At 45.1% G+C, this 18,937-nt stretch carries 19 protein-coding genes and 1 tRNA gene; 8 read left to right on the top strand and 12 right to left on the bottom strand.

The features are described 5' to 3' along the window. The 3 genes from B3763_RS01380 to B3763_RS01390 form a co-directional block, all read left to right on the top strand. On the top strand, positions 1 to 596 hold a 596-nt coding region (locus B3763_RS01380; protein WP_286742841.1), incomplete at its 5' end, for an IS1595 family transposase. 2 nt (positions 597 to 598) lie between these two features. Then, positions 599 to 829: a hypothetical protein gene (locus B3763_RS01385; RefSeq protein ID WP_286742843.1), complete on the top strand. Its 231-nt coding sequence runs from the start codon at positions 599 to 601 to the stop codon at positions 827 to 829. 45 nt (positions 830 to 874) lie between these two features. After that, positions 875 to 1,003: a hypothetical protein gene (locus B3763_RS01390; protein WP_286742846.1), complete on the top strand. Its 129-nt coding sequence runs from the start codon at positions 875 to 877 to the stop codon at positions 1,001 to 1,003. A 615-nt stretch (positions 1,004 to 1,618) separates the two neighbouring features. Here the strand turns inward: B3763_RS01390 and B3763_RS01395 are convergent. The 12 genes from B3763_RS01395 to B3763_RS01450 all read right to left on the bottom strand — a co-directional run bounded on the left by B3763_RS01395 (position 1,619) and on the right by B3763_RS01450 (position 12,270). Next, positions 1,619 to 3,070 (bottom strand): hypothetical protein, encoded by a 1,452-nt coding sequence (locus tag B3763_RS01395; RefSeq protein WP_286742848.1) that lies wholly within the window; start codon positions 3,068 to 3,070, stop codon positions 1,619 to 1,621. Positions 3,071 to 3,082: 12 nt separating this feature from the next. After that, positions 3,083 to 3,697 carry an FISUMP domain-containing protein gene (locus B3763_RS01400; protein ID WP_286742850.1) on the bottom strand — a complete coding sequence of 205 codons (615 nt, stop codon included), beginning with the start codon at positions 3,695 to 3,697 and terminating at the stop codon, positions 3,083 to 3,085. Next, complete coding sequence (locus B3763_RS01405; RefSeq protein WP_286742852.1) at positions 3,687 to 5,273, bottom strand: WD40/YVTN/BNR-like repeat-containing protein; 1,587 nt, start codon at positions 5,271 to 5,273, stop codon at positions 3,687 to 3,689. Before B3763_RS01405 ends, B3763_RS01400 begins: the two co-directional genes overlap by 11 nt. A 3-nt stretch (positions 5,274 to 5,276) precedes the next feature. Then, positions 5,277 to 5,891, bottom strand: coding sequence for a hypothetical protein (locus B3763_RS01410; RefSeq protein ID WP_286742855.1), 615 nt, complete (start codon positions 5,889 to 5,891; stop codon positions 5,277 to 5,279). Then, positions 5,884 to 7,062, bottom strand: a complete 1,179-nt coding sequence (locus B3763_RS01415; RefSeq protein WP_286742858.1) for a serine hydrolase domain-containing protein — start codon at positions 7,060 to 7,062, stop codon at positions 5,884 to 5,886. Before B3763_RS01415 ends, B3763_RS01410 begins: the two co-directional genes overlap by 8 nt. Continuing rightward, positions 7,059 to 7,634 (bottom strand): hypothetical protein, encoded by a 576-nt coding sequence (locus B3763_RS01420; RefSeq protein ID WP_286742860.1) that lies wholly within the window; start codon positions 7,632 to 7,634, stop codon positions 7,059 to 7,061. The genes B3763_RS01415 and B3763_RS01420 overlap by 4 nt, the downstream gene beginning before the upstream one ends. Before the next feature lie 8 nt (positions 7,635 to 7,642). After that, positions 7,643 to 9,130 (bottom strand): ankyrin repeat domain-containing protein, encoded by a 1,488-nt coding sequence (locus B3763_RS01425; protein ID WP_286742861.1) that lies wholly within the window; start codon positions 9,128 to 9,130, stop codon positions 7,643 to 7,645. Further along, entirely contained in the window at positions 9,120 to 9,692 is a 573-nt protein-coding gene (locus tag B3763_RS01430) for a hypothetical protein (protein WP_286742863.1), read from the bottom strand. Before B3763_RS01430 ends, B3763_RS01425 begins: the two co-directional genes overlap by 11 nt. 12 nt (positions 9,693 to 9,704) lie before the next feature. After that, positions 9,705 to 10,490: a hypothetical protein gene (locus B3763_RS01435; protein ID WP_286742864.1), complete on the bottom strand. Its 786-nt coding sequence runs from the start codon at positions 10,488 to 10,490 to the stop codon at positions 9,705 to 9,707. A 72-nt stretch (positions 10,491 to 10,562) separates the two neighbouring features. Then, positions 10,563 to 11,627 (bottom strand): helix-turn-helix domain-containing protein, encoded by a 1,065-nt coding sequence (locus tag B3763_RS01440; RefSeq protein WP_286742866.1) that lies wholly within the window; start codon positions 11,625 to 11,627, stop codon positions 10,563 to 10,565. Positions 11,628 to 11,780: 153 nt separating this feature from the next. Further along, positions 11,781 to 11,854, bottom strand: a tRNA-Pro gene (locus B3763_RS01445). Positions 11,855 to 12,036: 182 nt separating this feature from the next. Beyond that, positions 12,037 to 12,270, bottom strand: coding sequence for a hypothetical protein (locus B3763_RS01450; RefSeq protein ID WP_189631740.1), 234 nt, complete (start codon positions 12,268 to 12,270; stop codon positions 12,037 to 12,039). A gap of 190 nt (positions 12,271 to 12,460) precedes the next feature. On the opposite strand from B3763_RS01450, the gene B3763_RS01455 reads away from it, so the two are divergent. The 5 genes from B3763_RS01455 to B3763_RS01475 form a co-directional block, all read left to right on the top strand. Continuing rightward, positions 12,461 to 13,339: a glycerophosphodiester phosphodiesterase gene (locus B3763_RS01455; RefSeq protein ID WP_286742869.1), complete on the top strand. Its 879-nt coding sequence runs from the start codon at positions 12,461 to 12,463 to the stop codon at positions 13,337 to 13,339. A gap of 164 nt (positions 13,340 to 13,503) precedes the next feature. After that, complete coding sequence (locus B3763_RS01460) at positions 13,504 to 14,676, top strand: hypothetical protein (RefSeq protein ID WP_286742871.1); 1,173 nt, start codon at positions 13,504 to 13,506, stop codon at positions 14,674 to 14,676. A gap of 6 nt (positions 14,677 to 14,682) precedes the next feature. Beyond that, the gene (locus B3763_RS01465) at positions 14,683 to 15,678 is read left to right on the top strand and encodes an adenosine kinase (RefSeq protein WP_286742873.1); all 996 of its coding nucleotides are present in this window, start codon (positions 14,683 to 14,685) and stop codon (positions 15,676 to 15,678) included. 293 nt (positions 15,679 to 15,971) lie between these two features. Continuing rightward, on the top strand, positions 15,972 to 17,333 hold the full coding sequence (locus B3763_RS01470) for a pitrilysin family protein (RefSeq protein ID WP_308440978.1): 1,362 nt from the start codon (positions 15,972 to 15,974) through the stop codon (positions 17,331 to 17,333). Further along, positions 17,333 to 18,937: M16 family metallopeptidase (locus B3763_RS01475; protein ID WP_286742875.1), on the top strand; the 1,605-nt coding region annotated here is incomplete at its 3' end. The genes B3763_RS01470 and B3763_RS01475, both read left to right, overlap by 1 nt.

Raw genomic sequence — 18,937 nt, forward strand, 5'->3', positions numbered from 1 at the left:
ACAGAATACGTGAGATGCTGAAGGAGAAAGCTCCTGCAATGTCAGGTGAGAACAATATGGTAGAGGCCGATGAAACCTACATAGGCGGAAGGGAGACCAACAAGCACTTCAGGCATAGGCGTTCAAGGGAAAACAAGCTCCTGAGAAATGATGGCAAGCCATACAAGGAGAAGAAAATTGTCCTGGGGCTTATCGAACGGTCTGGAAAGGTTGTTTTAAGGCACGTCCCCAACGCCACAAAGGAGAATATGGTTTCATTCATCGAACAGCACGTACCCGAAGGGGCTAGGTTGAACACCGATGAGTTCAAGGGCTACAGTGGGTTGGGCAAGTGGTACAACCACGAAACAATCAATCACTCACTTTCGGTCTACGTTGACGGGGAGGTTCATACTAATACAATTGAGAACTTTTGGAGCGTACTTAAAAGAGGCCTATACGGAATATATCATCAGGTTAGCGATAAACACCTAGAGAGATACCTTGATGAGTTTGCTGCAAGGTTCAATGAAAGAGCCTCCACACCCAGAGAAAAGTTCAATAAGTTCTTGAGGGAAAGCGAAAGCTATTTGTCTTATGATGAATTAACAGCATAAATATGGAGGATTTGTTATTACAATATCAAAAAGAGTCTTTGAATCATCCTTATAGAAACAGGCAGGAGAAAATTGAAGAAGAACACAGATGGTGGAAACGTCTTTGTGAAAAACTGAATTGGAACTACCCTGATGAAGATGGTTCATTTGAAGCTAGAATGTACAAGAATAAGTTTCTTGTTAGATTAGAATATCTCAATAGTGAAGAATATTGGGAACATAACATTAGATGACTACCCTTTTGTAATAGGGGTAGTCTTTTTATATAACTTTAAACTATGTCGAAGAAACAGAAACAGAAAGAAACACAGAAGAATAAGCAGGACAAGTTACAGATAAAAGGAAGTCTTGATGATGTTCTTAAAGTATCTGTAAGCAAGGAAAAGAAAGAGGGGAAGAAGAAGTAGTTATAAAAATTTTATTACTAATAATTTAAAATAATTTTTTAAATAACTAACTTTAAGACATCTAATAGATAGAGATACTACTGGTATTGATACTATTGGAAGAGATATAGAAAATGAGAAGAGGAAAGGTTTGGAAGCTTTCCTCACACAATTCGATGAAACACCCTTGATAAGTTTTGGAAGCTTATCAAGTCTCGCGGAGTTCAAAGAATCGCTCTCGTTTTCTGTATCTCAAATATAATGAAAAGATTTCTTAAATGTGTTGCAGGTTCAACACCTTACCTCAAGAAATTTTCCTTCGAATATTCTTATCAACAAAATTATCCACATACGTTTTTGGCCGTACAGCTAACAGACCCAGAGGGAGATCAACGACTGGTCGTTTATTAGCTAATGTGAATACGCTCTTTTACAAAACAGCCGAGGCTGATAGTTAACTCTATCATTTTCCTGTTAAGTGTTTTTGCGCACTTGGTCAGAGGTGATTGTCGTTTAGAAAAAGGAGATAATTGCGTCTCGGGCGAGTTAGCTTAAAATCTCAGCCCTTTATGTATATAAACGCCAGTAAAGGCATAGAGAAATGAGTTTTTGGTTATACATGAGTTGGGAATGTATTCATTGATGGCCGAGACTATATCGCTCCATGAGTTTTTGCAGAGCAGGCGAATCTTCAATGAGTGAATGCTCCAGAGCCGATTCTATGTGCTTTAAGTATTGCTGATTCAGCTTGGTGTCTTTGAGCCAGTAAGAGGCCTTAAGTAACTCTATATAAGCTCCCGGCCGGCTCGGAAACAGTTCGTTGGCTAGTTTCAGATAGGGCAAACCATCTTCAATTTGTCCTGTCCACGTTCGGTCTCTCCCCAATAGAAATAATGGGTCAAAACTCACAAAGCCGGCATCTTTGGCCAATTGTGTTTGCAGAAGCTCTTTGAGCCCACTCCAGCCTAGCTGCTCTTTGAGTTTCACGATTTCCTCCTTTTGAAGAGGAGGGGGCAGCGGAGGGAAGTGGGTGAGTTTATCCGGCTTCCGAATAAAGCCAAAAGGCTCCATTATAGTGTCGTTGAGTGAATTGTTGAGGGCTTCTGTGAGTGTCACCTTTAGTTGCAGCAAATGTTGCGAAGCTTCGGCCATATGGGCACTGCGGTACTGGTTAATGGCATGTGGGTATTGAAATAAACCATGAGTGGCCAGGCTGTCAGCCAGGCGAATCCAGTACTGGTTGGCATAGCGGAATGTGCTTTGAAACGAACTATCGATGCGGCTGGTATCTGGCCCATGCACCATAACATAAGGTATGTTGAGTTTTTGAATTTGATAGTGCAGGGGGAAGAGCTCTTGAAAATGTTTGGTACTGCCTTTCCAGGTTTCTGTACCGTCAAATGAAATAATACCGTCCAATATGCCGGTGGCCTGTTGTAGCGCGAAGATAACAGCCCCTCCATAACCACTGCCCAAACCTAATAGGCTCTTGTATTTCAACCCCAAATGTGCGGTTATAAAGCGCAGACCAAAAAGCAAATCTTCAACAGAGCTAAGTTCCTGATAAGGCATATCCAGACCATCCACAGCCAAAACAATAAAACCCTTCTGCGCCATTGCTTCGTGGAAGGCCCACTGAGCCTTCACATGCCCTGAATGAATTAAAAGAGGAAAAGCCGATTCTATGGGGTGGGCATTCTTAATGGCCAGCGATTTTTCTTCAAAAAGGCTACGGGCCGAGGTCAGGGGGAGTGAGGAGAGCAGGCGCTCCTCTTGCTGTGTACGGCTAGCAGCATCGGGTACTTTTTGTTGCAGAAACTCTTCTACCGCCCAATGGTAGTCTTTATGACTCATGTATTCAGGTTGGGTAGAAGCAATGGCCGGATACCAAACATGAATGAGCAACTTACGGTAACGCTGCTCGGGTGATTCTTTCAAATAATTGTGGAGTGAATTTTCCTGACGAAGCGAATCGACCCATTCAATGGCCCGGTAACCAACGGGATAATGACCTTGAGCATTTAGGGTTGAGAGCGCGGAAGGGCCAAGGGTAATAAGCACTAGAAAGACGCTGATACTTCTTTTCATATCGGTTTAGGGCTATTGTTTCTTAATGCATCGGCAGTTAATGAGCATGTCTGAAGTTGCACTGATGTAGGTTGGCTCTATGGTTGTGCTGTCTTTACCCTGATGGTAGAGATGAAGGCCTATGATTTTAAGGCCGTTGTATGGTTGACTTTCGGGGGCAGGGTTGTTCCAGACCGTATCTGTGCGGCTCAGCCAAACTTCCATGGAGCCTCGGGCACGCAGGGGAGTTTCGTTTTCAGCAAGGTAAATGCCCGCCATTTCTATGTTCAAAGGATCCAAAACCTGGCGATGAACCCGTTTGCCTCCCCGGCTATTGGCCTCGCCTTCTAATCCTGCAATCAAGTCTAACAAGTGGGCGAAGGAGGGCAATTGCCAGCCTTCCGGGCAAATTTTGGCAGTGTCGGCCCAGTGGTAAAAAAGTCCCAGGGTGTGGCAGTCAGTTTCCACCGGGCAAAGTGCCGAGACTTCAGAGCCTTGGTAGGAAACATTTCTGGTAAACCATTCCTGCCCATTCAAGGGCAAAGTGGGGTATTCCTGTCCATCTCGTGAGTCGAGAGCTATGCCTTGCGCCTGAACAGATGAGGCCAGGAGCAACCCTGAAAACACAAGCATCCACTTACTTTTCATGGAGTGCAGGGTTTAGTGAAATTGGGTTAATCAGGTAGCCATCGTGCAGCGACTTATCGTTAGCCGGGGTGCCGGTGAGTGAAATTTCCTCACCATTGAGGTAGAAGCGAATACCATAGGTGTCTTCTTTCAGCGAACCAAAACTCACCACGAGTTGGGTGTTTTTGTCAAAGTGTTGATTGGAAATAACCATTTCGAACTCCCTGTAAGAGCCCATGGTCCAGGTGTTGGCCGTCCAGCCAAAACGTTCATAAAACTCTTCAATAGTATTGACTCCATTCGGATGTTTCTCGTCCCATGAAGCCGGGTCACGATAAATCCATTCGAAGTTTTCCGTTGGTGTGGTTAGTTGTTGGCCGGACCGTTTGTAATCTGCCTGACCCAGAGCGGCTGAGGCATGAAGTATCTTCAGTGAATCATTATTTACCAAATAGGCATTGAGTATGGTGAAGTTGTTGGATCGTATCCCTATGTAGGTGAAGTCGGTCGATTTTTTCACTACATAAAGTGGGGATCGGCTCACTTCCCTCATATAAGTGGTATCGCGAATTTCGTGTATCGAGACACTGCCATCAATGGAGTAGTTTTCCGGTAAGTGCTGTAGGGAGGTCCAGCGAGGCCCTGAGTTAAGTGAAATGGAGTCGATAAGTCCGTTTTTGCCGGTCACAAATAAAGTATTGCTCACCAGCAAGGCATCGTGCAGGTGAGGCCATTCATTGGGCAATACGGACCAGGTATTGCCTTCATCTCTGGTTCTGAAAACAAGGGCTTTTGGGCTGTCTTCGTCCAGAGTTCCGCCAATTACAAAACCATCGTTGGCATTCTGAAAAAGTACTTTTCGGAGCACCCACCGGTCGTCCGGCTTAAAACCCGGAAGCAAAGCATTTTCCCAGGTATTTCCTCCATCCTCCGAATGCTGTACCACCCAGTTGTTATTCACCTTTCTGGTCTTCCAAATCTGCCGGTCGTTCAGGTAGAACATCCCGTTCATGTAGGCCGGAGACCCGGCTCTATAATCTTCGGTATTAAGCAACTGACGACTAATCTGATTCCAGGTTTTTCCACCATCGGTAGTGGTAAAAGCTATGGGTGAAAATGAAGGTTTTTCAGCCGATGGCTCGGTGCTAAATCCTGAGATGTAGCCGTTCTGTGCATCTTTAAAGTGCATGTCGTAGTAAGCCACAAAAACCCCTTTCGGTTGCTGGTTCTTGCCTGGAATGTTTCGGTAATGTTCCTTAATTCGGCCGGGAACCAATGGGCTTATTTCGGTCCAGTGGTTTCCGCCATCGGTTGTTTTATAAACATAGCCGTAGTCTCCGCATACATAGCCTGTCAGGGAATCCGTAAACTGTATGTCTTCAAAGAACTCTGCTCCTAAATGGGCTTTTTGTTGCCATGACCTACCGAGGTCATTGCTGGCAAAAATATGGCCCCCACCATAGTCTACAGCCCAAAAGGAACCGTTTGACAGGGTAAGCTTATGCAAGGTAGTGCCTTCGGGTAGTCCGCTGAGTTGTTTGGCCTTAATGGGTAAGTAGAATAGGTGTAAACAAAAGAGCAAGGCAAAAATTCTCATGGTTTAAAAGTTTAGCGTGGTCCAGTTAATGGTTTGTTTTCGGGTTGAATTGACCGGGAAGATCACTGGTTGAAAACCTTCCGGCCCAATCATATTGCGGATTTCTATGCGCCATAGGGCATTGTTTAAGTCGAAGTGCTTTTTGCTAAACTGAAACTCCATGCCATCATAGGCTATGTAGCTGCTGGAGTAAGGGTTGACCTCCGGCATACTGTCTCGGGCAAGCTGCATTTTTTTCCTGTCGAAGCGCACGGTGTTGGCCGTCCAGCCAACCGTGTACCCCCAGAGAGTGGGTGGTTCGGTGTCTGTCCAGGTGCTGTCTGGCAATGAGCGTGCACCGAGTTGGGAAGATGCGTGAATATTGAGCAAACCGGAGGCTTGTTGTATAAACACATCGACATACAAGGGTTTAGTTAGCTTACTTTTTACGGCCACATAGTAGTAGTACTCATCCGACTTTGAATAAATGCTATTGAGCGAGTCAAGGGTTACAACGTGGGCATCGGCCCATTCCGTAGTGCTAATTTGCCCATCAATCATAACGGGCCGGCTAAGATCTCCGCTGCAGCCTTGAAGGAGTTGAAAAATTGAGATGGTGCTCAAAAGTAGCCTACTCATTAAACATCGCTTTTAGTGACTCTCTGTATATGTTCAGCCGTTGTTGGTTTTCATATGATCCGCTGTTTACCAGCAGAATAAACGTGGCATCGTGCTCAGGAAAGTATTGGGCAATGGTTAGAAAACCATCGATACCTCCCGTATGACCGCTGGAATTGCCATAGGGGGTGTGGTTGTGTTCTAGCCCCAGACCATTTTGGAAATGGCCAAAATCCTCATCTACCCAATCGGAAGGTAAGTCTTTATAGGCAGTCATTTCTGCTAATGATTGCTCACTAATGATGTCGCCCTTGAGCAATTTTTCGAAAAATAACCCCAGATCGTAAGCATTTATGGCTATGCCTCCATCGGCTGTGTTTAGCTCATCTCTGTAGAGAAACTCACTTTCTACATACTGACCGTTGCCGTAAATATCTACATAGCCTTTTACAGTGCCCGGTGGAATGGGCCGGGTGGTGCTGTAGTATGCACTAGAAAGCCCGGCCGGGATAAAGATTTTTTGCTCGTAGGCTTCTTGAAGCGATAGCCCTGAGGCTTTTTCTATGATCATGCCCAATAGCAGGTAATTGGTATTGGAGTAGTAGTAGGTTTCTCCAATGGCATTGGTGGCTTTTTTGCCGAAAGCATAGGCCAATACTTCTTCCTGAGTCCAGCCGTTGTCTTCGCGGTTAATCCGATCCAATTCAAATTGCAGGGTATAATAATCGGGAATACCACTGGTGTGGCTCAATAAATGGCGCAAAGTACTACCCTTCACGTTCTCGAGTTTCTCGGCTATTTTGCCATCCACCCATTCCGTTACGGGGTCGTCCAATGATAATAGGCCATCATCTTTAAGGGCCATTATGGTGGCGGCTGTAAACGATTTGCTGATGCTGGCAATCAGAAAGGGACTACAAGGAGCCACATCGATTCCCGAAGCAATATCGGCCTTGCCACTGGCTCCAATCCACACGCCATCACTGTCTTTAATCATCATGGCAGCACCCACAATTCCTGCTTCCCGGTTTCTGTCCAGAATCTCCTGATAAACCGCTGCCCTGGGATGATTTTGGCTGGAATCGTTGAAGTTGAACGAGCAGCTATAGTAGCTTTCGGGGTATATATCGGGATTGGCGCAAGCCCACAAAAGAACTATGAAAAGGGTCGGAAGTAAATAGGTTCGGTTCATTTCTGCTGAAGTTTTATGTGAGTACCTGCTTTCAGAAATGAGTGTACCATTACGGGGATACCATTGGCAAACGGAGTTTCAATGGCGAAATCCTGGCGTATGAATGGCTCCCAGGCCGATGAGTTCCGATAAGTGAAACCCAGGCCCGCATTGGCCAGCAAGTGAGGGCGGCCCGTTTGTTTTATGCTTTCAAAGGTGCCACTATCGGGGTTTAGCTCATACACTTTACCGGGGTAGAACACGTGCATGTATCCTGCTCCATAATAGACATCGGCTGTAAACGAGTCGCTAATCTTAAAACTCACTGCCCATTCGGCCTTCAGGTAGAAGGCGTTTTCTACTTTGCGGTGAAAATACCAACCCAATTGCAGGTTCATGTTACTGAGCCTGTTGGTGTGTTTTTTTTCATTGAGCTCGTAGCTCATTTCCATACCCGGGTGCAGTGGCGTAAACCGTGTAAACGGAAAGGCCATACTCTCAGTCATGGCAGCAATAGATATGCGTTGGTTGTTTTGAGCTTTTGCAACTTGCATAGAAAGACCTATGAAGATGAATAGTAATAGTCCTCTCATAAATGGGGTTATTTTTCCTTCTTAAATGTTAATAGTACTTCCAGTTGACCGTGCCACTCGGGTTTTTGACCATTGGGGTAGGTCTCATCGTAAAGTTTCAGACTTAGTGTATCCTGGGTTATTGTAAAAGCATAGTATTGTCGGCCACCTTCAAAACCGGGTACCTTGGCTATGTCCGGAACCGCCAGAAATACATGTTCGTCCATGAGGCTATAGGGGCCACTGTTAAATACTATATTTCTGAAAGCTGTTATGGTTTCCTTGTCGCTTGGGGCAGATAAAGCAGAAAATGCTTTTCGGGCTTTGGCGGTTGGGGTGTACACAATGCTATAGCGGTTGCGGCCAATCAGCAAACTACCTTCCTGACCCTGAAAAGTGTAGGTGGTGTCGGAGTAGATGTAGTCGATTTGCGAGAGCTTCCAAGAGCCTATCAATTGATTGTTCGTGCTGCGTATCTGCTCTATATAGCTTTTTAATTCTTCGTTTCCGTAGCCCAGAGCCAGGGTATAGGCCGTTTCAGAGCCATCGAAGCAAGCTATTGTGTAGCTGGCTCCTTTGTCGAGAAGTAGACGGGCGGCTTTTGTATTTTCGTAGAATATAGCCCAGTGCAAAGCCGTAGATTGGTTGATTACATCGCGATGATCCAAATCTGCTCCCGCTTCAATCAGTGCTTTAATTACATCCAAATGGCCTCCCACAACAGCACCAATGAGCGGAGTGAGGCCATAGCTTTCACCAGCCAGATTGGGGTTGGCCCCGGCTTCTAAGAGTTGAGTAACCAAAGGCAGATACCCGTAACGTGCGGCAATGGCAAGGGGGCTTTGCCCAACCCGGTTCAACAGATTGGGTTGTGCACCGTTGGCCAATAGAAGTGCAACTATTTCCGGGGCATTGATTCTGACGGCATGATGCAGAGGGCCTTGTCCAAGCCCATCGAGCCGATTGATGTAGATGCTTTTTGGAAGCTCTTTTTTCAACCAGTGGCTTTGTCGCGATCGCACAGCCCGGATGAGTTGCTCCAATAGCCGGGGTGTTCCGCTATCGAGTGTGGTACCTTTGAAAACTTGTATGACCGAATCGGCATGCCACAACCTATAAGCTACATCCAGGGCGTTGCCGTGCTTACTGTGAATAGATATGTCGGCTCCAGCGGCTATGAGTTTTTTCATATGGGCTGCATGGCCATAGTATGCCGCCCAATTCAGGGCTGGGTCTCCATTTGCATCGAGTGAGTTGAGCTCGGCTCCGGCATCCAAAAGTAAGTCCATAACTTTTCCATCGGCAAAGGCACTGGCATACATTAGTACGGAGGGTTTTAGGCCATTATCGATGAGGGTATTTGGGTTTGCCCCCGCTGGCAACAGCTCTTTAGCCCGGTCGTAATCATTGTTTTGCACAGCTAGTGATAGCAGGCTGTCGGTTGAGTTAGTCTGAGCACTGGCAGGCCTTATGCCAAGGATACATATTAAAAGGCAAAGGCTCGTTTTAAGCCACATAGGTGAGTCTTTTAAAGAATACAGAAAAGAGGATGATCCCGGCCAGACAGAAGCCTATAATATGATCGGCCATGTTGGGAATTACAAACTCCAACGATAACTTGTACCAGTTCATCAGGGCCAGATCGGAGGCAAAGCCTGTTAGCATGGCGGCTAACAGGCAAGCCAAAAGGGTGGTTCGCAAGTCTTGAGGTTTTACCTGTGCTAAAAGAAGATAGAGAGCACCAACAGTAAAAAGGTTAATGAGGAGGCTTTGCAAAAAATCAGTCGGATTGAACAATTGTGATGGCCCCGATTTGTACACCATTAGAGGGATTCGGGGGCCTGTAGCCAGTTTTTGTTCCAACTTTTGGAGGCTTTCCGGACTGTTGTCTTCCGGAAAACCGGGGTAATGATATACTCCATCTTCCAGACGAACACTACTAAGTTTGGTAAACTCTACCACGGCATCGGGTAGGGGCTGGAGAGACTGCCCGTGAAAGGGCAGCCCCATCCATGAAATGGCATTCCAGGCAAAAAGTGCCAGGGTGGCCAAAACGATTGCAATTGTTTTTCTTTTCATGGTTATGGTTGGTTAAAGACCGCAGTTTAAGGGTTCCGGCAAGGGTTGTGAGCCGTTTACTCCCCCTGATTCAGTGCCTAAAAAGGCCACACGGCATAGATTGTCTACACTGAATTTCCAGCGGTGATAGTTATCGCATAAATCGTAGCAGTCGTGCCACTCAAACACAAAGTCGTAGTAGCGAATGTCATGGGTCTGATTGTAGTATATTCTGCCCGCACCGGCTGTTAGTAGGTTGGGTTGTGCATTGGTAATATCGCGGTGGCTGGCTTTCAGGGCCCGGGCAAAAGCAGGCATGTTCAACAACCTATCGGTACGAATTACGGCTGTGTGGTTGTTGTACTGTGTTAGACTAAAGCCATATGTTTCCAAAAGCCCGTCTATTGCGGCTATGCCGGTGCTTGTTTCTCCTGAAGCCCAGGCTCGGGCCACTTCAGAGTCTTCATTTACCTGGGCAATGCAGCTGTAAACCGCCTGATTATTCACTACATGATGTACACAGTATTGAGAAAAAATGGAATCTCTTTGGGGTAGAGTGCTGCGGAAAATGGCATCGAGTCCACCCCATATTTTATCGGTTACTGAACCGGGTAATTCTATTTCGTGGGCCAGGGGATGTTCTGTTTCTAACATATAAGCTATGGCAATACCGGCCACATCGCGCTCATAGCTTTGTTTAAGTGGGGGAGATAAATCATCACCACAATTGGATGGAGAAACACTGTCGTCTTTCTTACAGTTGCTCAGGCTTAGTAAAAGAACCAAAGCCAATGATGAATATAGTGGTGCCACTTTCATGCTTGTGAAAGTACGTGGTGTGGGAGCGCATTGCCGTTAAATAGGCTTTGCAGTTGTTAATTCCAATTGGGATTAACAACTTTTACGATTGGTACTGGGGTTTTCCTTGCGGTATTGAGAGGGTGTGCAGCCGGCAAATTTTCTAAACGATTGCCCAAATGTGACCTTGTTGTTGAAACCCGCTTTTTGGCCAATGGCTTCAATGGTAAATCGCTTGTATTCCGGATTAGTAAGCAGCTGCTTGGCCAGTTCTATACGGTGACGGTTCAAATGTTCCTGAAACGATTCGTTGATCACTTCTGAAAAAGTTTGGGAGATGTGGTGGCTTTTTTCTTCAATGTGCAGGGCGAAATCGGAAAGGCTGAGGTCGTTGCGTTGGCATAGTTTCGGATCCTTGAATGCTTCTTCGATCTTTTTGCTAATGCGTTTTTTGTCTTTGGCCGAAATGGTCGACTTCATGTATTTGCGCGTAATCTGCTTTAGAAAATCAGGGTCGGTATAGAGTAGGTAACCAATTAGCAAGGTGAGTGTGGAGGTAATCACATAATACACATCAAAGTCTCTCCAGGTATTGGCAAACTCTGTAAACCAAGAAATGGTGACACAAGAAATAAAGTAAATGGCAGTAATAAGCCAGGTGTAGAGTCGCTCTTTGGGAGCTAGAGAAAACCCTTTGCGAGCCAGAAGTATAATCATAACAACACCATATGTAACAAGGTGCATGGCCCTTACATAGTTCAGGGGCATAATTACCTCCATAAAGTTTTCTTGTATATAAATAAGTTTTTCTATGCCCGACATTTGAAGGATGTCCCATAGGTAGATAATGGCCAAAAGGAAGGGGAGCAAGTGCAGGGCGTGCACCGGGCGCAAGGTGAAAGACTTGCGGATGCAAAGCTGAAGGTGCCAAAGCAGAAGAGGACCAAAGATAAAGCCTGACAGATAGTAATACTGAATATAGTACTCCGGGTAGAGGTTTATGAACGGGCTGGTACCATATAGAAAGACCAGAATCTCCAGCCCTAGCATAAGAATGAATACCCCCAATGTAAGCGGGGCCTTACCCGAGTTTTTAAAAAGCAGGCCTCCGGCTACCAAAAACGATAGTATAGCGTAAATGAATAGAAGGTGTTTCAACAAATTGCTGTTAAGCCAGAAAAATAAAAAGGATTACGCAAAACCATTCTTTTACTAATACTTTTATGAAAACAGACAAGCGGCTGGGGGTATTGGTTGTAAGAGAAGCTGAAGTTAAAAAACAAAAGAGGCCAATTGGCCTCTTTTGTTTTGTCGGGGTGACTGGATTCGAACCAGCGACCCCTTGCACCCCATGCAAGTACGCTACCGGACTGCGCCACACCCCGATCAATAAAACTGCCTGATTAATTCCGGTATCAGAGAGTCTTTACTCTCATCCAACAAGCAGTACGGAGGACTGCCTGCCTGCCGAAGCGTAGCCCAGGCAGGCGCCACACCCCGATTAGTCTTCGTGGAAACCCTTAGCTTCCAACGAGGATGCAAGTTTAACAATTAGATTTTGAATTGGTCAAACGGAAACCACTTTTTCGTGCTTTCCTTTCTTTAAAATTTTAGCCAACACGTAAATTCCCCCAAGCATTACATAAAACCCACCAAACCAGGCAAAGGTGTTATCTACATGGCCGCAGCAATGAATATAGTCGTACAACAGAGTGCCGAAGTAGGGTAGGCTGGTAAATAAAAATAGGGGAATAGCCAGTTTGTAGCCCGGTTGCGCTTCTAGTTGATGTCTCTCTTCCACTTTCTCAAAAAATTCCAAAGAGGCATACGCGCTGAAGAACGTGGCGGTTTCAAATTTTGATGAACGGCAGCGGGCTTCGGACTTTAGACCTGAAGCGCTCTCTGACTTGGGTTTTGCAGAATAACATTTCCTTAACCAATATTGCTAATGAACTGCGTAACTTGGGCATTACTAATCTTACCTGTATTCTATGTTTTATAAAAAGACTGTCTTCTTTCTGTTTTCATTTTTCTTAGCACAAAGTGCTTTTTCGCAACAACTAGATATTCAGGGTCATAGAGGTGCGAGAGGGCTGTTGCCTGAAAATACCATTCCCGCCTTTATCAGAGCTTTAGAAGAAGGGGTAACCACGCTGGAACTGGATGTGGTGATTACCAAAGACAAACAAGTGGTGATTTCGCATGAGCCCTACATGTCGGCCGATATCTGCTCCAAACCCAATGGAGAGGCGGTGAGCAAATCGGAGGCTCATGAGCTGAATATTTATCGAATGACCTATGAAGAAGTGGCTTCGTTTGACTGCGGTAGCCGTGGTAATGCCAGATTCCCTCAACAGGAACAAATGAAGGTAGCCAAGCCGCTGCTTCGCGAAATGATTCGCATCGTGGAAAACTATCTGAAGAAAAACAATCTGCCCCCTGTAATGTATAACATAGAACTAAAGAGCAGCCCCAAAGGTGATGGCATTAGCCACCCTCAGGTATCTGAATTTGCCGATTTAGTGCAGCAGGTTATTGCTCAAGAGTTGCCTGAGAGCAGGTACACCATTCAGTGTTTTGATTTTAGGGTGCTGAAGTACTACCATGAAAAATATCCTCAGGTAACCTTGGTGGCCTTAGTTTCGAATGCCCGAAGGGTAGAGGCCACGGTTGAAACACTTGGATTTACCCCGGCCATATATAGTCCCAACCATACATTCTTGAGGAAAAAGGATGTGGAACTAAGCCATAGCCTAGGAATGAAGGTGGTGCCATGGACTGTAAACGACAGGGAGCGTATGGAAAAATTAGTGGAGTGGGGGGTAGATGGTATTATTACCGATTATCCGGATAGGGCAAAAGGGCTGTAGGCATTTTAAAGTTGTTTGAAAACGCTAACAAAGAGATTTAACCAGCTTACTTTGAGTGACTTAATTTTTGTTCAGTGTGCAATGTACCTGAGCAAGTACACATAAAACCTTTCATCCTCATTTTATCGTAAGGTATAAGTCTTTATTTTTGGCGACCTTGAGAGATGAAGCTGGTAGAAGTCAACGATAAGTCCACTGAAAAACAATTTCTTTTACTGCCAGTAAGGCTGTATAAGCATGAGAAAAATTGGATTCGTCCGCTAGACAAGGACATCAAGGCTGTATTCGATCCGGCCAAGAACAAAAACTACAAGCAAGGTGAGGCCATTCGGTGGATACTCCTCAACGATAGTAATGAAGTAATTGGCCGAATAGCGGCCTTCTACATTAAAAAAGTGGCACAAGCCCAGGAACAACCTACCGGTGGAGTGGGCTTTTTTGAGTGTATAAACAGTCGGGAGGCAGCTTTTGCCTTGTTCGATGCTTCCAAAAAATGGTTGGAAGAGCGAGGTATGGAAGCTATGGATGGCCCCATAAACTTTGGAGATCGAAACAATTGGTGGGGCTTGCTGGTCGATGGTTTTCATGAGCCCAACTATCAAATGCCCTATCATTTACCTTATTACAAAGACCTCTTTGAGGCCTATGGGTTTAAAGAATACTTCAAGCAGTTTACCTATCGAAGACCAATGGGCAGCGAGGTAGATTTTACTCCACGCTTCTACGAAAAAGCGCAGAAAACACTCAACGACCCCGACTACGAGTTTCGTCACATTACCAAAAAGGAATACGATGTAGCCCACGAATACTTTTACGAGGTCTACAACAAAGCCTGGGCCGGCCATAGCGGTGTTAAACCCATGTCTATGCAACAGGCAAAAGCCACATTTAAAATGCTTAAACCCATTGCGGATATCAAGCTGCTATGGTTTGGTTTTCACAAGGGTAGTCCCATCGCATTCTTTATTTCAATTCCCGAGCTCAATCAAATCTATAAACATCTGAATGGGCAATGGAATTTATGGAGTAAGCTCAAGTTTATGTACCTTCTCAAAAGAGGCGTATGCAAAACAGGCTTGGGTATTGTGTTTGGAGTGGTGCCTGAGCATCAAAAGAAAGGGGTAGAGGGAGGCTTGGTAATTTCATTTGTGAAGAAAATGGCCTGGAAAGACGGTTTTCACTACAACGATATTGAAATGAACTGGATCGGAGACTTTAACCCGAAAATGATGCGCGTGGTGGAGCAAATAGGTGGTGAAATTCACAAAACCCACATTACCTATCGCAAGCTTTTCGACCCCAACAAAGAGTTTAAACGAGCAGCAATTATTCTATAACCTGTTATGAGCAAAAAATACGATGTATATGGCTTGGGCAATGCCCTGGTCGATTTAGAGTTTCAAGTGAACGACCAGTTTCTTTATGATCACAAAGTAAAGAAAGGATTAATGACGCTAGTCGATGAAGCCACTCAATTCAGGTTGATAAATGCCATTAACCAGAACGATTTGGTGAGAAAGTCTGGCGGATCGGCAGCCAATTCTGTGATAGCTGTGAGTCAGTTTGGTGGTTCTTCTTTCTACTCCTGCAAGGTATCGAACGATGAGTATGGCGATTTTTATCTCAAAGACATGAACGATGCCGGGGTAGACACCAACCTGGATGGAAAACCCAGAGATGAAGGAGTTACCGGAAAGTGCCTGGTAATGATTACCCCCGATGCCGAGCGAACCATGAATACCTTCTTAGGTGCTACCACCAACCTTTCAGTAAAGGAGGTAGACGAAAGAGCCATTAAAGACTCTAAATACATTTATCTGGAAGGTTACCTCACCCCTTCCAACTCAGGAGTAGAAGCCATGAAACTGGCTAAGAAAATTGCCGAAGAAAATGGAGTAAAAACCTCCCTTACCCTTTCAGACCCTTCTATTGTTCAGGCTTTCAGAGCCCAGTTCGAAGATGTTATTGGTCCATCGGTCGATATGCTTTTCTGCAATGAAGATGAAGCCATGACTTTTACCGGTAAAGATAACCTTCAGGAAGCTCGGGAAGCCCTCAAGAAAGAGGCCCGTCAGTTTGCCATAACCATGGGTAAAAACGGAGCTATGATTTTCGATGGCGATACTTTCATAGATATAGAGCCATATGCCGTAAAGGCTGTAGATACCAACGGAGCGGGAGATATGTTTGCCGGAGCATTTTTATACGGCATTACCAACGGAATGACCATGGCTGCGGCCGGAAAACTGGCCAGTTTGGCCAGCTCAAAAGTAGTTTCTCAGTTTGGTCCACGGCTCAAAACCCATGAAGTGCAACGACTACTTCACGATTTAAAATAGAGATAAATCAGAGAGGAGAAGCGATTAGAATTTACCAAGCCCCTCAGTTGCATACTGAGGGGCTTTTTTGTGATGCAGATAAGGCTCTCCAGTATAAAAAAATAATCACCCGGTAACCTTCAGGCGGCATTTGGTTTGAGCTTTATAAGCCAGAACCGGAAACTGTAGAAATGTGCCTCGATTGCATCTGGACTATAATCCGTTCATCCAAAGCCAAATCCTTTAAACATTTCACTTGCTCTTGGCAGTTTTCTGCTTGTTTACTTAGTTTGTAGTTAAACTGAAATAGAAATATGATGAGAAAAATTAGCCTTCTTCTTACACTCAGTTTAGTGCTGTCAGTGGCGATGGCTCAGAACATTGAGTTTGAAGAATACGATCTGGACAACGGACTGCACGTTATCCTGCATCAAGACAATACCACACCTATAGTTACGGTGGCGGTGTTGTATCATGTAGGTTCAAAAAATGAACCTCCCGGCCGAACCGGTTTTGCCCACTTCTTTGAGCACCTAATGTTCGAAGGTTCACCCAATATTGGCAGGGGCGAATACTTTAAAATTATTCAGGCGGCAGGAGGAACACTCAATGCCAATACCTCTAACGACCGCACCTACTACTATCAGACCCTGCCTTCTAATCAGTTGGAACTCGGATTGTACATGGAGTCAGAGCGAATGCTGCATGCCGTAATCGACTCTACCGGAATTGCCACTCAGAAGGAGGTGGTGAAAGAAGAGAAAAGGCTGAGGGTAGATAACCAACCCTACGGATCTATTTTGGAGAAAATGCTTGCCAATGCCTACAAGGGAACCAACTACGAATGGGCTCCCATTGGTAGTTTTGCAGATATAGATGCAGCAACCGAAGCAGACTTTGTAGACTTTTACGAGACCTTTTATGTACCCAATAATGCTACGCTCTCTATAGCTGGCGATATAGATATAGCCCAGACCAAAAAACTGGTAGAGGCCTATTTTGGAGAAATAAAGAGAGGAACCAAAGAGATTCCCCGCCCAACCATTGATGCTCCTGAACTGGACGGTACCGTAGAAGAAACCGTGTTCGATAATATTCAGGTGCCCGCTGTTATTCAGGGGTATAGAATGCCTCCGCAAGGAACGGATGATTACTATGCCCTGCAACTGCTTACTCAGTTATTGTCCGGTGGTCAGAGTTCCAGATTCCAGAAAACCCTTGTCGATGAGAAGGGTATGGCATTGGCCGTGCAGGCTATTCCGCTGGGTCTTGAAGACGGAGGACTGTTTATAAACTTTGCTCTTCCTAACGGAGGCTATAGTACCGAAGATCTGGCTGCTGAAATTGATAAACTGGTAGAAGAGGTTAAGAATCAACCGGTACCGGAAAGGGAGTTTCAGAAACTAAAAAACCAAATAGAGAACAACTTTATATCGGGTTATGGCTCGGTACAGTCCATAGCTGAAAGTCTGGCAGACTACCACGTATATTTTGGAGATGCCAACCTCATCAACACCGAAATTGAACGCTACAGAAAAGTAAGCAGGGAAGACCTGATGAAAGTAGCGAAAAAGTACCTGGTGCCTGAAAATAAAATAGTGCTTACCTACAGGCCCAAGTCAGAACAACAAAAACCAGGAGATACCAAGCTTAAGAAGGAAGGAGGAAACAGATAATGAAAAGGTTATTCACTTTAGCGCTTATGTGTCTGTCTTTGGCAGTCACAGCGCAAATAGACAGAACCAAACTACCAGAACCGGCTCCGGCCCGTGAAATAGAAATTGGCGACTACGAAAAGTTCAAGCTCAAAAATGGTTTAACCGTTATTGTGGTTGAAAATGACAAACTACCTACTCTAAGCTGGACCCTAACCTTTGATGCCGGGGTAATTACTGAAGGCGATAAGGCAGGCTATACCGGCATTTTTGGTCAGGTGATGGAGGCCGGAACCAAGAGCAAATCGAAGGAAGAGCTCAACGAGGAGATCGATTTTATGGGAGCTTCGTTTAACGTGGGAGCCACTTCAATAAGTGCTTTCTCACTTTCCAAGTACAAAGAAGACATCCTGAAAATATTTACCGATGTACTGTACAATCCCGCATTCCCTGAAGATGAATTTGAGCGAGCCATAGAGCAAACACTCACCAGCCTTAAGCAGGCGCAAGATAGTCCCGATGCCATTGCGTCCAACATTGAAGGGGTAGTGAACTATGGTAAAGATCACCCTTTTGGTGAACTGACTACCGAAGAAACAGTAAACAATATTGAGCTTCAGGATCTTAAAAACCATTATGCCAGGTACTTTAAGCCCAACATAGCCTATCTCATTGTGGTGGGCGATATAAAAAAGAGCGAAGCCCAGAAGTTGGTAAAAAAGTACTTTGAAAACTGGAAGCAAGGCAAGGTAGAAAAGGAGGCCTTTGAACAACCTAAGCCGGTAACTCAAACCTCAATTGCTTTTGTAGACCGTCCATCTTCGGTACAATCGGTGATCAATATCTCATATCCAATAGATAATAAGCCGGGTTCGGAAGATGCGGTTAAATTGTCGCTTCTTAATCAAATTTTAGGAGGTGGAGGTCTTTCAACCCGTCTGAATATGAACCTGAGAGAAGATAAAGGATATACTTATGGAGCCTATTCCAGTATTGGGTCAAGCCGCTATAGCGCCACCTTCAATGCTTCGGCCAGTGTAAGAAATGAGGTTACCGACAGTGCCTTGAACCAATTTATCTACGAGCTCAACAAAATAGCGTCAGAGCTGGTAACCGATGAGGAGTTGGAGCTAGCCAAAAACTCCGCAAAGGGTTCCTTTGCCCGGTCGCTGGAGAGTAGAGGCACGGTAGCCAACTTTGCTCTGAGTGCAGAACTCAATAACCTTCCGGACGATTACTATGCCACCTACCTGAAAAGAGTAGATGCAGTAACTAAAGAAGATATTCTGGAAGTGGCCAAGCGCTATATAAGACCCGACAAAGCCAATATTATTGTGGTAGGCAAAGCAGAAGAAGTAGCCGAAAAGCTTAAACCGTTTGGCCCAATTACTTACTACGATGCTTTTGGCAATATAGTCGATGATCCTACTAAGGTAGTTATCGATGCCAATGTCTCTGTAGAATCAGTTCTTGCCAATTATGTGAAAGCGATAGGTGGAAAAGCAGCTCTGGATAAGGTAGAGACATTGGAATATAAAGCCAACGCTACATTGAGCATGGGCGGGCAGTCTATGGATATAACCAGAACGGTCTATCAGAAAGCACCCGATAAGTTTGTAGATGTA

This window comes from Roseivirga sp. UBA1976 (genome assembly GCF_002336325.1).
Taxonomy (GTDB): Bacteria; Bacteroidota; Bacteroidia; order Cytophagales; family Cyclobacteriaceae; genus Roseivirga; species Roseivirga thermotolerans.